This window comes from Comamonas sp. 4034, from assembly GCF_050434545.1.
Lineage (GTDB): Bacteria > Pseudomonadota > Gammaproteobacteria > Burkholderiales > Burkholderiaceae_C > Comamonas > Comamonas odontotermitis.
Genome location: NZ_JBNDIT010000004.1, coordinates 124,109 through 140,914 on the forward strand (window position 1 = coordinate 124,109; position 16,806 = coordinate 140,914).

At 60.7% G+C, this 16,806-nt stretch carries 10 protein-coding genes and 7 tRNA genes; 1 reads left to right on the forward strand and 16 read right to left on the reverse strand.

Annotated features, from left to right (window positions below):
* Positions 1–41: 41 nt before the first annotated feature.
* The 15 genes from ABIE32_RS06155 to ABIE32_RS06225 form a co-directional block, all read right to left on the reverse strand.
* A complete protein-coding gene (locus ABIE32_RS06155; protein WP_184707490.1) occupies positions 42–665 on the reverse strand; it encodes a DUF6806 family protein in 624 nt (207 codons plus the stop codon).
* Positions 666–859: 194 nt separating this feature from the next.
* A tRNA-Leu gene (locus ABIE32_RS06160) sits at positions 860–948 on the reverse strand.
* Positions 949–1,043: 95 nt separating this feature from the next.
* A tRNA-Gly gene (locus ABIE32_RS06165) sits at positions 1,044–1,119 on the reverse strand.
* 38 nt (positions 1,120–1,157) lie between these two features.
* Positions 1,158–1,233 (reverse strand) — tRNA-Gly (locus tag ABIE32_RS06170).
* A 37-nt stretch (positions 1,234–1,270) separates the two neighbouring features.
* Positions 1,271–1,346 (reverse strand) — tRNA-Gly (locus tag ABIE32_RS06175).
* A 49-nt stretch (positions 1,347–1,395) separates the two neighbouring features.
* Positions 1,396–1,469: transfer RNA gene (locus ABIE32_RS06180), tRNA-Cys, on the reverse strand.
* 40 nt (positions 1,470–1,509) lie between these two features.
* Positions 1,510–1,585: transfer RNA gene (locus ABIE32_RS06185), tRNA-Gly, on the reverse strand.
* Positions 1,586–1,714: 129 nt separating this feature from the next.
* Positions 1,715–4,165: an endopeptidase La gene (lon, locus tag ABIE32_RS06190; RefSeq protein WP_429014761.1), complete on the reverse strand. Its 2,451-nt coding sequence runs from the start codon at positions 4,163–4,165 to the stop codon at positions 1,715–1,717.
* 194 nt (positions 4,166–4,359) lie between these two features.
* Positions 4,360–5,631, reverse strand: a complete 1,272-nt coding sequence (gene clpX, locus ABIE32_RS06195) for an ATP-dependent Clp protease ATP-binding subunit ClpX (protein WP_224149964.1) — start codon at positions 5,629–5,631, stop codon at positions 4,360–4,362.
* 109 nt (positions 5,632–5,740) lie between these two features.
* Complete coding sequence (gene clpP, locus ABIE32_RS06200) at positions 5,741–6,349, reverse strand: ATP-dependent Clp endopeptidase proteolytic subunit ClpP (protein WP_224149965.1); 609 nt, start codon at positions 6,347–6,349, stop codon at positions 5,741–5,743.
* A gap of 165 nt (positions 6,350–6,514) precedes the next feature.
* A complete protein-coding gene (tig, locus tag ABIE32_RS06205; RefSeq protein WP_429014763.1) occupies positions 6,515–7,828 on the reverse strand; it encodes a trigger factor in 1,314 nt (437 codons plus the stop codon).
* Positions 7,829–8,125: 297 nt separating this feature from the next.
* Positions 8,126–9,064, reverse strand: coding sequence for a hypothetical protein (locus ABIE32_RS06210; RefSeq protein WP_429014765.1), 939 nt, complete (start codon positions 9,062–9,064; stop codon positions 8,126–8,128).
* A 203-nt stretch (positions 9,065–9,267) separates the two neighbouring features.
* Positions 9,268–9,354, reverse strand: a tRNA-Leu gene (locus ABIE32_RS06215).
* 120 nt (positions 9,355–9,474) lie between these two features.
* Positions 9,475–12,690, reverse strand: a complete 3,216-nt coding sequence (locus tag ABIE32_RS06220; RefSeq protein ID WP_429014766.1) for an efflux RND transporter permease subunit — start codon at positions 12,688–12,690, stop codon at positions 9,475–9,477.
* Positions 12,691–12,699: 9 nt separating this feature from the next.
* On the reverse strand, positions 12,700–13,899 hold the full coding sequence (locus tag ABIE32_RS06225; protein WP_429014767.1) for an efflux RND transporter periplasmic adaptor subunit: 1,200 nt from the start codon (positions 13,897–13,899) through the stop codon (positions 12,700–12,702).
* Between the two features lie 193 nt (positions 13,900–14,092).
* On the opposite strand from ABIE32_RS06225, the gene hpnC reads away from it, so the two are divergent.
* Entirely contained in the window at positions 14,093–15,037 is a 945-nt protein-coding gene (gene hpnC, locus ABIE32_RS06230) for a squalene synthase HpnC (RefSeq protein WP_429014879.1), read from the forward strand.
* Between the two features lie 107 nt (positions 15,038–15,144).
* On the opposite strand, the gene ABIE32_RS06235 is transcribed toward hpnC, so the two are convergent.
* Entirely contained in the window at positions 15,145–16,689 is a 1,545-nt protein-coding gene (locus tag ABIE32_RS06235) for a DegQ family serine endoprotease (RefSeq protein ID WP_224149971.1), read from the reverse strand.
* Positions 16,690–16,806: the final 117 nt, after the last annotated feature.

The following is a 16,806-nucleotide window of genomic DNA, read 5'->3' on the forward strand; positions in this document are numbered from 1 at the left end:
GATAGCTGTCAGCGCCCATCCATCAAGCGCCAACACCCCATTCAATGCAAATGACGGGGGCGGCGGCCACCGCCGTGCCCGCCCGAGCCACCGGCACCACGCGGCGGCTTGCCGATTTCCAGCGAATCAACCAGGGCATCAAACCGCTGGCTGAACAGCTTGTCGATCTCGCCTACAACGCCTTGCAGCTCGCTCGCATCAAAGTGGCGCTCCATCATGTTGACCACATCCTGCACCAGCATGTCGCGCTGCACCTGCATGATAGCTGCGGGCGTCGGGCCGACGAACAGCATCATGAAGTCATCGCGCGACTCTGCGCTGCGGTCCTGGTCTTCGTCGTCGAACTCGGCGTCGTAGAACGTAACCTCGATGGCTGCACCCTGCTCGGCCAGCTCGTTCAGGTTCATGCACATGTCATCAAGCGCCTGGCGGAAATCGTCGTCACCGCGTACCGTCCAGCACATCTGCAGGATATGGTCCTTGGGCTCGAACAGGATGCCGGGCTCTTCCTCGTAGGCGCTTTCAGCGCCATCGACCAGCGACTTCGCGCCCGCATACTGCCACAGGGGCTTCAAGGCCTCCTGCAGCTGGTCGAAGCCGACATCGGCCCGCAGCAACACCTGGCCGTGGACATGGATCTCAAAGGGTGGGTTGTAACTGGGCATGTTCTGTACCTTCCTCAATCGGAGCCGCCGCTTGCGCCAGCTGCTCCACACTAGATGACACGGCACGCCGCATCGCCGTTGCGCAGGCCGCCCACCCGAGCGGCGCCGCATCCACACTATCAGGCATTGTGCCCGGTTTGTCGATGACAGCCGAAGAAAAAGCCAACAGGGCAGGCCTGTTGGCTTCGCTTGACTGGTGCCTCGGGCCGGGATCGAACCGGCACGCCACTTTCGCGGCACGGGATTTTAAGTCCCGGGTGTCTACCAATTTCACCACCGAGGCAGCACATCCGCTTATTCTAGCGGGGCAAGCCCTGCAGTTTGGCGATTTGTGAGCCGACAACAAAAAAGGAAGCCGAGGCTTCCTTCTTGTCGTATTGGAGCGGGAAAACGGTCTCGAACCGTCGACCTCAACCTTGGCAAGGTTGCGCTCTACCAACTGAGCTATTCCCGCATTACCAGCATGATCTGCATCACACCAGCTTTGAAAACTGGAGCGGGAAAACGGTCTCGAACCGTCGACCTCAACCTTGGCAAGGTTGCGCTCTACCAACTGAGCTATTCCCGCATTGCCAGCATGATCTGCATCACACCAGCTTTGAAACTGGAGCGGGAAAACGGTCTCGAACCGTCGACCTCAACCTTGGCAAGGTTGCGCTCTACCAACTGAGCTATTCCCGCAAAAATGTTCGTTTTTCCACGAACCCAAAACATACTGACAAGCATCTTCTGGAGGCGCGAACCAGAGTCGAACTGGTCTAACCGGATTTGCAATCCGGGGCATAACCGCTTTGCTATCGCGCCTTGGATTGTTTGCAGCACCGGTACACCAGCACTACGAATCTGGAGCGGGAAAACGGTCTCGAACCGTCGACCTCAACCTTGGCAAGGTTGCGCTCTACCAACTGAGCTATTCCCGCATGTATCCGTTTTATCGGAAGACAGCGATTATATACCGTCTCCGCGATGGAATGCATTGTATCGCACTTTTTTTGGCGTTTGAGCGAAACGGCCCCGTTTTATTCGCGCGAGGCCGTTTCGCTTTCCCGTCAGTGCTTGACCGCCCGACTGCGGCGTGCAGGCTCCGTCTTGGCTGCCGTAGCAGCCACAGCAGCGGCAGGCACAACCGGGGTATCCGCCGAAGCGTCATCAGTCAAAGGCATGGGCTTGGCTTCCAGAGCAATGTCCAGCACCTTGTCGATCCAGCGCACGGGCACGATTTCCATGGCGCTCTTGACGTTGTCTGGAATCTCGGCCAGGTCCTTGACGTTCTCTTCAGGGATCAGCACCGTCTTGATGCCGCCTCGCAGTGCCGCCAGCAGCTTTTCCTTCAAACCGCCAATCGCCGTCACCTCGCCACGCAGCGTGATTTCGCCCGTCATGGCCACATCGGCGCGCACGGGAATGCCGCTGAGGGCCGATACCAGTGCCGTCGTCATCGCCGCACCTGCGCTCGGGCCATCCTTGGGAGTGGCGCCATCGGGCACGTGGATGTGGATATCGCGCTTTTCAAACACGTCATCACGGATACCCAGCGAACGGGCACGGCTGCGCACCACGGTGCGGGCTGCCTCCACCGATTCCTTCATCACATCGCCCAGCGAGCCGGTGCGGTTGATGACGCCCTTGCCGGGCATGGCCGCCGCTTCGATGGTCAGCAGGTCGCCACCCACTTCCGTCCATGCCAGACCGACTACCTGGCCGACCTGGTTCTTCTGCTCGGCGTGGCCATAGGTGAACTTGCGCACACCCAGATAGTCGGGCAGGTTGTCAGCGGTCACCAAGACCGGCGCCTGCACCTTGCCCAGCTGGATGTTCTTGACCACCTTGCGGCAGATCTTGGAGAGTTCGCGCTCCAGCGAACGCACGCCAGCTTCTCGGGTGTAGTAACGCACGATGTCGCGCACGGCGTCTTCACGCAGCTCCAGCTCGCCATCCTTGACGCCGTTGTTCTCGATCTGCTTGGGCAACAGGTAGCGCATGGCGATATTGGTCTTCTCGTCTTCGGTATAGCCCGAGAGACGGATCACCTCCATGCGGTCCAGCAACGCCGGTGGAATGTTCATGGAGTTGGAAGTCGCCACGAACATCACATCGCTCAGATCGAAGTCAACCTCGACATAGTGGTCGCCGAACTTGCTGTTCTGCTCCGGATCCAGCACCTCAAGCAAGGCACTCGATGGATCGCCACGGAAATCCATGCCCAGCTTGTCGATCTCGTCCAGCAGGAACAGCGGGTTGCGGGTGCCCACCTTGGTCAGGCTCTGCAACACCTTGCCCGGCATGGCGCCGATGTAGGTGCGGCGGTGGCCGCGGATTTCCGCCTCGTCACGCATGCCACCCAGCGCCATGCGCACGTACTTGCGGCCCGTGGCCTTGGCAATCGACTGGCCCAGCGAAGTCTTGCCGACGCCAGGGGGGCCCACCAGGCACAGGATGGGCGCCTTGACCTTGTCCACACGCTGCTGCACAGCGAGATACTCAAGAATGCGGTCCTTGACCTTTTCCAGGCCATAGTGGTCAGCATTGAGCACCTCTTCGGCGGCCACCAGATCCTTTTTGACCTTGGTCTTCTTGCTCCAGGGCAGGTTCGTCAAGGTTTCGAGGAAGTTGCGCACCACCGAAGCCTCTGCCGACATAGGCGACATCAGCTTGAGCTTCTTCAACTCGGCCTCTGCCTTCTTGCGCGCTTCCTGCGGCATCTTGGCCAGCTGGATCTTCTTTTCCAGCTCTTCAAGGTCAGCGCCGTCCTCGCCTTCGCCCAGTTCCTTCTGGATGGCCTTGACCTGCTCGTTCAGATAGAAGTCGCGCTGGCTCTTTTCCATCTGCTTTTTGACGCGTCCGCGGATCTTCTTGTCGACATTGAGGATATCGACTTCGCGTTCGAGCTGGTCGTACAGGTTCTCCAGCCGGTCCTGCACGTTCTGCAACTCCAGCACAGCCTGCTTGTTTTCCAGCTTGAGCGGCAGATGCGCCGCAATGGTATCGGCCAGGCGTCCCGCGTCCTCCAGACCGGCAATCGAGGTCAGGATCTCGGAGGGGATCTTCTTGTTGAGCTTGACGTACTGGTCAAACTGCTGCATCACGGCACGGCGCAATGCTTCGATCTCGCTGGCCTTCTCGGCCGCATCGCCCGGCTCCACAGGAGCTACCTTGGCGGTGAAATATTCTTCGCCTTCTGCGATTTCAACCACCTGGGCACGCTGCACGCCTTCGACCAGCACCTTGACCGTGCCGTCGGGCAGCTTGAGCATCTGCAGGATGGTGGAGACGCAGCCTACATCGAACATGTCGGCTACCGAGGGATCGTCCTTGGCGGCCGTCTTCTGCGCCACCAGCATGATTTTGCGGTCGGCCTCCATGGCCGTCTCCAGCGCCTTGATGCTCTTGGGGCGGCCCACAAACAGCGGGATCACCATGTGCGGGAATACCACAACGTCCCGAAGCGGGAGCATGGGCAATTCCGAAGGGAGAGTGGTGAGGGATTGGGTATCGGACATGAAAATCCTTTTAAAACTTTTACGAAGATGCTTCGCAAAAGCAATTTTTCAACCCTGCGGCTTGCGAAAAACCACGGGTAGGGACAGAGATCGCCTCTCACAGGCACCCACAGCCTGCCAAAGGGCAGAGCCTGCAAAAGCAGGCTCATCAAAAACAATAGCTACTGGCGGTTACCAGATATAGGCTGAGGCACTCAAGCCTTCTTGGCGGCTTCCCGGTAGACCAACAGTGGCGGCTTTCCTTCGTTGATGGTTGCCTCCTCAACAACAACCTTGGCGACATTGTCGGTCGTCGGCAGGTCGAACATGGTGGTCATCAGCGATTGCTCCAGAATGGAACGCAGGCCACGGGCACCCGTCTTGCGCGCCAGCGCCTTCTTGGCAATGGCGGTCAGGGCGTCGGGGCGCACTTCCAGTTCCACCCCTTCCATGCCCAGGAGCTTGTTGTACTGCTTGACCAAGGCGTTCTTGGGCTGGGTCAGGATCTGCACCAGTGCATCTTCCGACAGCTCGGCGAGTGCCGTCACCACAGGCAGGCGCCCCACCAACTCGGGAATGATGCCGAACTTGATCAGGTCTTCAGGCTCGATATCTCGGAAAGTTTCCGAGATGGAGCGCTGCTGCTTGCTCTTGACCGTGGCACTGAAACCGATACCGGATGCTTCGGAGCGGTTCTCGATCACCTTTTCCAGACCTGCGAACGCACCGCCGCAGATGAACAGGATGTTGGTGGTATCCACCTGCAGAAAATCCTGGTTCGGGTGCTTGCGGCCGCCTTGCGGAGGAATCGAAGCCATCGTGCCCTCGATCAACTTGAGCAGCGCCTGCTGCACACCCTCGCCAGACACGTCACGGGTGATCGATGGGTTGTCGGCCTTGCGGGTGATCTTGTCGATTTCATCGATATAGACGATGCCGCGCTGGGCACGCTCCACATCGTAGTTGCAGCTTTGCAGCAGCTTCTGAACGATGTTTTCCACGTCCTCGCCCACATAACCGGCTTCGGTCAAGGTGGTGGCATCGGCCATCACAAACGGCACGTTCAGCTGACGCGCCAGCGTCTGGGCCAGCAAGGTCTTGCCGGAGCCCGTCGGGCCGATAAGGAGGATGTTGCTCTTGGCCAGCTCCACCTCGTCCTTGCCAGCCTTGTCCTTGTGCAGCAAACGCTTGTAGTGGTTGTATACCGCCACGGCCAAGGTGCGCTTGGCAGGATCCTGACCAATCACATAGTTGTCCAGATTGGCCTTGATATCGGCTGGCGTTGGCAGGTCATTGCCCTTGAGCTTTTCCCCTTCCTTGCCTTCTGCCGCCACTTCGTCGCGCACGATGTCGTTGCACAGGTTGATGCACTCATCGCAAATGAACACGGATGGGCCTGCAATGAGTTTCTTGACCTCATGCTGGCTTTTGCCGCAGAACGAGCAGTACAGGGTTTTTTCGCTGGATGAGCCTTTTTTCTCGGCCATGGGGGCAATGCCTTCAATCGAATCTATATGGAAACAATGATAACCAACTACAAAGCGGCCTCAACCGGGTAGGGTTGAGGCCGCCTTTACCGGTTTGGTTTGATCCTGCTTATGGGCGCTTTTCTACCACAGTATCAATCAGACCGTATTCATGCGCCTCGTTCGCCGTCATGAAGTAGTCGCGCTCGGTGTCGTTCTTGACCTTCTCGTAGCTCTGGCCCGTGCGTTCGGCCAGGATGCGGTTCATCTGTTCCTTGGTACGGATGATGTCGCGGGCATGGATTTCGATATCCGTTGCCTGGCCGCGCGCGCCGCCCAGCACCTGGTGGATCATGATCTTGGAATTGGGCAGCGAATAGCGCTTGCCCTTCTCGCCCGCAGCCAGCAGGAACGCACCCATGCTGGCAGCAAAGCCCAGGCACATGGTGGAGACCTGCGGTTTGATGAACTGCATGGTGTCGTAGATGGCCATGCCAGCCGTCACGCTGCCGCCTGGCGAGTTAATGTAGAGGGAAATGTCCTTGTCGGGATTTTCGCTCTCCAGAAACAGCAACTGGGCAACCACCAGGTTGGCCGTCTGGTCGTTCACTTCGCCGACCAGGAAAATCACGCGGTCCTTGAGCAGGCGCGAGTAAATATCAAACGAGCGCTCTCCACGGCCCGATTGCTCGATCACCATCGGGATCAAACCCAAGTTCTGAATATCTTGTGCGCTCATTGCATCTCCATTGAGGATAGGTGGAAGCTAGCTTCGAATTCTGTGTGAATCGACTAACTGTACCCCAACAAAATGGGGCCTGCGCCCAAAAGCACAAGCCCCTGCGTGGGTTGGCCGTCAAACGGAGGGTTGCCGACGCGGCAATCCCCTGTCTGCCACAGCCGATCAGGCCTGCTGGCCCATCAGTTCGTCGAACGACACCGTCTTGTCGGTGACTTTGGCCTTGCCCAGCACGAAATCCGTCACATTGTTTTCAATCACGACGGCTTCGACTTCGGCCAGACGCTGGCGGTCGCCAAAGTACCAACGCACCACATCTTCAGGCTTTTCGTAGCTCGAAGCCAGATCGTCCACATGGGCCTTGATCTGCTCGGGCGTTGCTTCCAGCTTGTTGGACTTGACCAGCTCAGCCACCACCAGGCCCAGGCGCACGCGACGCTCGGCTTGTGGCAGGAACACGTCAGCAGGGATTTCTGCCTTGTCGGCATCCTTGATGCCGCGCTGCTTCAATTCGGCACGGGCGCCTTCGAGCAGACGACCGACTTCAGCGTCGATGCTGGCCTTGGGCAGGTCCAGTTCGGCCTTGGACACCAGGGCTTCCATCACGGCTTGCTTGTTGCGCGACTGAACACGGAACTTCACTTCACGCTCCAGGTTCTTCTTGATGTCGGCGCGCAGGCCTTCAACGGAGCCGTCGGCAATGCCCAGGGTCTTGGCAAAGGCCTCGGTCACTTCAGGCAGGTTGGCGGCTTCCACCTTCTTGACGGTCACTAGGAAGTCGGCGGTCTTGCCAGCCACTTCCTTACCGTGGTAGTCCTCAGGGAATGCCAGAGGGAAAGTCTTGGACTCACCCGTCTTCATGCCGCGCACTGCGTCTTCGAATTCCTTGAGCATCTGGCCTTCGCCGATCAGGAACTGGAAGCCTTCGGCCTTGCCGCCGGCAAAGGGTTCGCCGTCGATCTTGCCTTCGAAGTCCACGGTCACGCGGTCGCCGTCCACAGCGGCTGCATCAGCAGGACGCTGGGCAAACGTGCGGCGCTGCTTGCGCAGGATGTCGATGGTCTTGTCGATGGCGGCGTCGTCCACATCGGCCGTCAGCTTTTCCACTTCTGCAGTGGCCAGATCGCCGATCTTGACTTCAGGGAACACTTCGAACACGGCGTCGAATGCCAGCTCGCCCTCTGGAGCACCTTCCTTTTCGGTGATCTTGGGCTGGCCTGCCACACGCAGTTCTGCTTCATTGGCAGCCTTGGCAAACGCCTCACCCACCTTTTCGTTCAGCACTTCGTACTGGACAGAATAGCCATAGCGCTGAGCCACCACATTCATTGGCACCTTGCCTGGACGGAAGCCGTCCATCTTCACGGTACGAGCCAGGCGCTTCAAGCGGCTGTCCACTTCGGTCTGCACCGAAGCCAGGGGCAAGCTCAGCGAGATCTTGCGCTCGAGCTTCTCAAGGGTTTCAACATTCACTGCCATGGTAATTCCTAGTTGGGCACGAACCCTGCTGGCAACAACACCGATGCAGTGCACCGGCACTGTCTCGTACCTGGGTTCCATCGAAGCGGCGCCCGAGCGGCAAATTTGCCCATCAACACGCCAAAAATCAATGGCTTATAGCGCATGCATCACAAATACCTTGGGTATGGCAATGCCTGGCGCAGTAAGCCGAAACCAAGCATTATATATAACTGCCGTCCTGTGGCCGCAATTTAAAGGAATGAGCCAGCCACGCCCAATAACACGCCGCCACACCCCTGCCAGCGGGCAGGCATGTCAGCGCATGGGGCCGGTCTGCTCCAGCACCAGCCATGCGGCGCGAATGAACTCGTCATCCGGTGCACTGGCCTGCAATGCAAGCAGGCGCTCGTAACATTTCTTCCAGGTGGTTTGGCTGATCTGAGAGCCATAGGCCTGGGATTTGAAGTCGGGTGACAGAATCCAGGCCACCAGCAGGCGCGGGTCCGTCTGGGGGTCCAGCACGATGGACAGCATCGCATCGGCACGCGCCGTACCGTTCTCGGCCTGCATCAGGTTGGCCATCGCCGACAACCACAATTGCAGGTTACGCACCACCAGGCTCCCAAGCCCCGGCTGCAAGCGCAGCACGACCCCCTGCCATTTGCCCAGAAAACCGCGAACAGCCTGAAGCTCCTCTGCATCCATCTTCTGCAGGGTGGAGGGCTTGCCCCACACTTCCACAAGCTTGATTCGGCTGGGCACCATGTCGCCTTGCAGCAGCAGCTTCATGATCTCCATCCGCCAGGGCTTGCTGGCGCGCGGGTACAGCGCCGCCAGGCTGCGGTAGAACAGGGGTTCGGCCAGTTGCTTTTTGCCCCAGGCGGCGACCAGGAACGGCACGTTCTCGTCAGCAGCTCCCGTGCCCATCAAGACCCGAATGGCATCGGGCTTCAATACGTCCTCTCCGCTTTCGATGGTTTTCTGCATTTCGGCACGCAAGGCCAGCAGTGTGGCTGTATCGCGCAGCTCGTCTTGCAGGTCCCGCATTTGCTGCAGCAGCATCAGCTTCTCTGTTACGGTGCGGGCCTGCTGGAAGCGCTCTATGAGTTCACGCATGTTGCGTGCTGCAGCTTCCTGGCTCTCTGCCGTGGAGCTGACCGGCTCAGGTGACAGCAAGGCATCCAGCGTTTGCGCATGGATTTGCGGCGCCCCTAGCAGTAACACGCAGAACGCCGCTTGCTGGATTTTTGTCATTACAGATATCTGTGCTGCATGAATGGCTGAACCAGCGACAAATCATGCCAGCAAGCCGCCGATTGTCAATCCAGAGACAGGCTGAAATCCTCATTTTTTGTTGGCACAAGCCTGCACCTGCAAATAAAAAGCCGACCCCAGGAGAAGCCGGCTTTCAAACAAGGCACTGCACACCTTCTGGCAGAAGGATTGCCATCTAATTGTGGTGCGCGGGGGGGGACTCGAACCCCCACAGTGTTGCCACCGTCAGGACCTAAACCTGGTGCGTCTACCAATTTCGCCACCCGCGCGGTCCGGGTCATGGCAGGCGCCATATCCCGTTCAGGTCAATCCGCAATTCTACATGCAAGACCTGCGCCTTCTGGTCCGTTCTGCGCAAAAAAGCGCTGCATCTGCCTGCAATCGGCTGCTCAGACAGCAGCGGACAGCGGGGTGTCGCTGTGCTCCTTCTTCACGCGGAACCAGGCGGCATACATGGCAGGCAGCGCCAGCAAGGTCAGCACCGTGGCCACGATCAACCCGCCCATGATGGCTATCGCCATCGGCCCCCAGAAGATGCTGCGCGATAGCGGAATCATCGCCAGCACTGCGGCAGCTGCCGTCAGCGCAATCGGACGCAGGCGGTGCGTGGCCGCTTCGACGATGGCGTCGAAGGTGGACAGCCCCGCAGCATGGTTGGCCTCGATCTGATCGATCAGGATGACGGAGTTGCGCTGGATCATACCCATGAGCGCAATCACGCCCAAAAGCGCCACAAAGCCGAACGGCCGGTTCAACAGCAGCAGCGCCGCCGTCACCCCCGAAATTCCCAGGAAACCGGTGAGGTAGACGAGCACCGAGCGGCTGAAGCTGTGCAACTGCAGCATCAGCAGGGTAAAGACGAGGAACACCATGATCGGCATGCCTGCCATGATCGAGTCCGAGCCCTTGGCGCTTTCTTCCACGGCGCCGGCGATCTCGATGCGGTATTGGTTCAGTCCCTTGGCTGCCCAGCCCTCTTGCAGCTTCTGCAGATCGGGCCAAAGCTTTTGCGTGACGGTCGGGCCCTGCAGTCCGGCCACCACATCGCCCTGCACCGTGATGGAGTACTCGCGCCCCTGCCGCCACAGAATGCCCGGCTCCCACACGAAGGTGGGTTTGGCGATCTGCGACAGCGGAATCGCCCGCCCGCTGCTGGATGCCACATAGGCATTGCCCACATCGGTGACCGCCTTGCGCTCGTCCACGGGCTGGCGCAGCACCATGTCGATCAGCTTGTCGCCTTCGCGGTACTGACCGATGGTGTTGCCCGACAGCTGGGTGCGCGTGGCCTGGGCAATGTCCTGGTTGCTCACGCCCAGGGCCCGGGCCTTGCTCTGGTCCACCTCCAGGCGCAGCACCTTGATGGCTTCGTTCCAGTTGTCGTTCACGCCGCGCATGTCTGGCGATGCTTCCAGCTTCGCGCGCACTTCGTTGGCCAGCTCACGCAGCAGCTTGGGGTCTTGCCCCATGACGCGGAACTGCACCGGATACGGCACCGGTGGCCCGCTGGGCAGCAGCTTCACGCGCGCCCGCACCTCAGGAAACTCCTGCGCCAGCATGGTTGGCAGCTGTTGCATCAACCGGTCGCGCTCGGCCAGATTGGTGGGCAGCAGTATCAGCTGCGATACGTTGGACTGCGGGAAGACCTGGTCGAGCGGCAGATAAAAGCGCGGCACGCCCGAGCCGATCCAGGAAGTGACCGATTCCATGCCCTGCTGCTCCTGCATGCGCTTTTCGATGCGCTGGGTCACCTCTTCATTCGCAGCCACGCTGGCGCCCTCGGGCAGCCACACGTCCAGCAGGATTTCAGTGCGGTTTGAGTCGGGGAAGAACTGCTGCTGCACCTTTGTCATGCCGAACAGCCCCAATGCAAACACCAGCAGGGTGGCGCCAATCGTCAGCCAGCGGTGTTCCACGCACCAGCCCACGGTGCGGCGAAAGCGGTTGTAGAACGGCGTGTCAAACATTTCGTGGTGACCAGCGCCTTCGCTCTCCGGCGCATGCCTGGGCTTTTTGAGGAATACGGTTCCCAAATACGGAACAAAGTACACCGATGCCACCCAGCTGATGACCAGCGCAATCACCGTCACCGCAAAGATGGCAAAGGTGTACTCACCGGTGGTGGATTTGGCAATGCCAATGGGCATGAAGCCCGCTGCCGTGATCAGGGTGCCGGTCAGCATCGGTTTGGCCGTGATGTCGTAGGCCGCCGTGGCCGCACTTACCTTGTCGTAGCCCTCTTCGAGCTTGCGCACCATCATCTCCACGGCAATGATCGCGTCGTCCACCAGAAGGCCCAGCGCAATGATCAGCGACCCCAGCGACACCTTGTGCAAGCCGATTCCCCAATACCACATGGCCAGGAAGGTAGCCGCCAGCACCAGCGGAATGGTGATGCCCACCACCAGGCCCGGGCGCGGATCGACGGAGACACGGCGCCACAGCGGCTCCTTGCCCTTGCGGATGTGCAGGCCCAGGCTCAAAAAGCTCACCGCCAGCACGATCACCACTGCCTCGATCAAGGTCTGCACAAATTCATTGACCGAGGTTGCCACGGCCTTGGGCTGGTCCTGCACGTTTGCGAGGCCCATGCCAGCGGGCAGGGTCGGAGCAATTTTGTCCACAGCCGCACGCAGGTTCTTGCCCAGCGCAATCACGTCGCCGCCCTTGCGCATCGAGATGCCCAGCGCCACCGTGGGTCGCCCCTGGTAGTGCACCTTGGTCTTGGCCGGATCGATGTAGCCACGGTAGATGTCGGCAATATCGCCCAGCTTGAGCTGCACGCCCGCCGGCCCCCGGATGGGCATGGCCTTGACATCGTTCAGCCGCGTGAATTCGCCCGTCACCTCGACCTGCACACGGTCTGCGCTGGCCTGCACCTCGCCACCGCTTTGCACGGCGTTCTGCTGGCCCAGCTGGCCAATGACCTGGTTCATGTCCAGCCCCAGCTGCGCCAGCTTCGCACGCGAGATTTCGATGAACAGCTTCTCGTCCTGTACCCCGAACAGCTCCACCTTGGCTACATCCTTGACGCGCAGCAAGCTCTGGCGCACGCTGTCGGCGTACTCCTTCAACTCGGCGTAGCTGTAGCCATCACCCTGCAGCGCGTAGATCACGCCGTACACATCGCCAAAGTCGTCATTGAAGAACGGCCCCAGCACGCCTTGCGGCAGGGTGGCCCGCATATCGCTCACCTTTTTCCGCACGGTCAGCCAGGTTTGCGGTACATCGCCCGGCTTGGTGTCTTCGCGCAGGTTCAGGATGATGAGCATCTCACCCGGCTTGGAGTAACTCACGATCTTGTCGGCGTTGGGAACATCCTGCAGGGTGCGCTCGATCTTGTCGGTCACCTGCTCGGCCACCTGCTGCGCCGTAGCACCCGGCCACGCGGCAGACACCACCATGGCGCGGAAGGTGAAGGGCGGGTCTTCATCCTGACCCAGCTGGAAGTAGGCCCCCAGGCCCAGCAGCAGCAGCACGATGAGCAGGTAGCGCGTGAGCGGGATATGCTGCAGCGCCCAGCGCGACAGGTTGAAGCCTTTAGTGTCCAGGTGCTTTTCCTGGTCGCTCTGCCGCGGCGTGCCTGGTGTTGCGTTGTCTTGCATGGCCACCTCTTACTTGGTCGCCGCAGGCAGCGTCTCACCAGAGCCACCAGACACTACAGAATTGGTAGCATCTGGCGCCTTGCTGTCTTGCGCAGGAGCGTATTTTGATTGAAAAACGGTCACCTTCTGCCCGGCATTGAGTACATGCACCCCGGCAATCACCACCTGCTGGCCCGGCTGCAGGCCGCTTTGGATGACGGCATCATTGCCGTCCATGCGCGCCACCTTTACCGACTGCGGCTGCACGGCCGAGGTTGCAGGGTCAAACACCCAGACGTTGCTGACACCCGCCTTGTCCCACAGTGCCGCCAACGGCAGCTTGATGACGCCTGCATCCTGCGTTGTATTCGCCTGCACGCTCTGCGGAATGACGGTGACCGTTGCGCCCAGCTTGGGCAGCACATCGGTATCGGCCGCATCGAGCGATGCCTTGATCTGGTAGGTACGCGTGGCAGCGTCTGCGCTGGCAGCCACTTCGCGGATGTGTGCACTGAGCGTCTGCCCATCGGGCCACACCAACACCTGCGCCGGCTGCCCGGCCTTGAACTGGGCAATGCGGTCCTCGGGCACAGCAAACACGGCGTCGCGTGCGCCGTCCTTGGCAATGCGCAGCACCGGGCTGCCTGCGGCCACCACCTGACCGGGCTCCACATTGACCGCAGTCACAACGCCCGCCACATCGGCCACCAGGCGCGTATAGGCGGTCTGGTTGCCCTGGGCAGCGGCATTGGCTTTGGCCTGGTCCAGCTGGGCCTGCGCCGACTTGAGCGACGCCGCATGGCGCTCCATCTCTGCCGCGCTGATGAAATTCTTGTCGCGCAGTTCTTTGAAACGGTGGTAATTGGCAGCCGCCAGATCGCGCTGCGTCACTGCGGCCTGTACCTGGGCCTGGGCGCCCTGCGCAGCCAGTGCATAATCCGTGCCATCGAGTTGCGCCAGCAACTGGCCGGGTTTCACCGCCTGGCCCAGCTCCACATTGCGGCTGAGCACCTTGCCCGCCACGCGAAAACCGAGCTGCGCTTCGGTACGCGCGCGGATATCACCGGCAAATTCGGCCTTGGCCACCAAAGGAGCCGCACCCACCGTTTGCAGTTTGACGGCACGGATCGGCTCGGGTGGCGGTTCTTTCTTGGAGCAGGCCGCTATCAAAATGACAGCTGCCAGCGCAGCAGCCGTGCGCACAGAACGCTTGAAAAGAACTTGAGACATGGTAGTGGGCCGGAATAAGGAGAACAGACCGCCACGGCAGCTCCCATCCATTTCATGGGTCCTCCCGGCAGTCATTTAATGACCAATGGGTCATTAATCTAGGGTTTTCATCCCCAGTTGTCAATCGGCTCCCATGGCAAAACGCTTGCTGTCCCGGCAAAGCACTGCGGGCGCACCTCGGTGGCCCCTGGCCATGGACGGCAGGGCTGGCTCGTCAGCCCACCCCGGCTCGGACAACACCGCTCGTGGATCGGCTAGCATCCCGGCTGTGAACGAATCCCGCCCCCCTGCCCACCGAGGCGCCGCGCCAGCGGTCACCCACTACGAGAACTTTCCCGTCGCCTCGTGGCTGTGCCCGCCTGCACTGCGCTCCCCTATCGCCGCCATCTACCACTTTGCCCGTACAGCCGACGACATTGCCGACGAAGGTGACGCCACTGCCGCCCAACGCATTGCCGAGTTGCAGGCCTACCGCGACGAACTCGCCCGCATTGCCCAGGGCGAGACACCTGCAAACCGCTGGCGCGGCGTGTTTGCGCCGCTGCAGGCCACCATTGATCAGTGGCAGTTGCCAGTACCGCTGCTGGACGACCTGATCAGCGCCTTCATGCAGGACATCGGCAAGACCGAGAACGCCCAGACCTATGAAAACCGGGCGGAGCTGCTGGATTACTGCCGCCGCTCGGCCAACCCGGTGGGGCGCCTGCTGCTGCATCTGTATGGCGTGCAGGACGCTACATCGCTGGTACAGAGCGACGCCATCTGCAGCGCGCTGCAGCTGATCAATTTCTGGCAGGACTTGAGCGTGGACATTCCGCGCGGGCGCTACTACCTCACTGACGCTGACCGCGCACAACACGGTGTCAGCCTGACCGCCATGCAGCAACGCCAGGACAGCCCGGCATTGCGCCAGTTGGTCATGCAGCAGGCACGCTGGGCCCGCGAGTTGATGAACAGCGGCGCCCCGCTGGTGCACCGTGTTCCCGGCCGCGCCGGCTGGGAACTGCGCCTGGTGGTGCAAGGCGGCCTGCGCATTCTGGACAAGGTTGATACCCTCCAAGGCCGCAGCCTGTGGGAGCGGCGCACCATCGGCAAGACAGACGTGCCGCGCATGCTCTGGCGCAGCCTGTGGATGTAGACATCTGCTGCCCATAAAAGAGGCCGAACCCGCAGGGATTCGGCCTGAAAAGGGGTTCAAGACCCCCGAGGAGAGTGCTTACAAAATGTGGTGCGGCAAGAAGCGCTTCAGCCCAACTGTACCGGCACGAAAATCTTCTGCCCGTTGCGCTCGATCAACAAGGCCACCGATTTGTCGGATTGCGCCACTTGTTTACGCAGTTCGTCAATTCCCGTCACCGCAGCGCCGTTGATGGACAGCACCACGTCCCCCGGCTGCACGCCAGCCAGGGCTGCCGGGCCAGCCGCCTGCTCCACGATCAGGCCGCTCTTGCTGCCGCTGGCCTGCTTTTCCTGCGGCGTCAGCTCGCGCAGCGCCAGGCCCAGCTTGCCTTTGCCCACCTTGTCCTTGCTGGCCACCTGATCGCCCTTGTCGGTATTGCCGCCCAATGTGGCCTGCACCGTGGTCTGCTTGCCCTGGCGCCAGACCTGCAGGCTCGCTTCTGCGCCGGGCCTGGCGGTGGCAATGGCGGCGGGCAGGTCATTGGAGGAAACGATGGCCTGGCCGTTGTAGCCGGTGATCACATCGCCGGGCTGCAGGCCTGCCTTCTCGGCAGGGCCGCCCTTTTCCACACTCGCCACCAGCGCGCCTTCGGGCTTGGGCAGCTTGAAAGAATCGGCGAATGCCTGATTCACCTCCTGGATCACGACGCCCAAACGCGCGTGGTTCACCTTGCCGTGTTCCACGATTTGGTCCTTGATGTTGACTGCCAGGTCGATCGGGATCGCAAACGACAGACCCTGGTAGCCGCCACTCTTGCTGTAGATCTGCGAGTTGATGCCGACCACCTCGCCCCGGGTGTTCAAAAGCGGCCCTCCCGAATTTCCGGGGTTGACGGCCACATCGGTCTGGATGAAAGGAACAGCGCTGTCATCGGGCAAGGCACGCCCCTTGGCGCTGACCACACCAGCAGTCACCGAATTCTCGAAACCAAAAGGCGAGCCGATGGCCAGCACCCATTCGCCCTGTTGAACGGCCTTGGAATCACCCAGGCGGGCGACTGGCAGGTCCTTGGCGTCGATCTTGATGACGGCGATATCGGTCTTGGGGTCGGTACCCAGCACCTTGGCCTTGAATTCGCGGCGATCGGTGAGCTTGACGGTCACGGTTTTGGCGCCCTTGACCACGTGTGCATTGGTCAGGATCGTGCCATCGGGGCTGATGATGAAACCCGAGCCCTCGCCCGCCGTCGGCACTTCCTGCGGAATCTGGCGGCCGAAGCCGCGCATGCCCTGCTGCGGCACTGCAAAGCCAAACTGCTTGAAGAACTGCAGCATCGGGTCGCCAGGATCGATCTGCTGGCCGCGATTGGCAGACGGGGCAGTGTCGCCGTCATCATCATCGTCTTCGTCGTTGCCGACCTTGCGCGTGCCACGCACGCTGATATTGACCACAGCAGGCCCAGCCTGTGCAGTGATGGCGGTGAAATTGGGCAGATTGACCGATGGCGCCATGGCGCCCGGGGCCTGTGCCACGGCAGCAGGCACGTTCTGCGCGTTCGCGCTCCAGTGCACGTGCTGCATGGCGGTGGCGCCAACGCCACCCAGCACACCGGCGGTGAGCAAAGCAGCCACCAGCTTCTTGGAACCCAGTTGGAGAGAAGGGGTCGACATTTTTGAACTCCTCTGATGCATTCAGTCTGTTGATGCCGCTACTGTGCATGCGCAGACTTAGAGGAAACTTAGACGGGAGTGGGAAACAGCTGCAAACTGCCCCGCAAATGCCTGGGC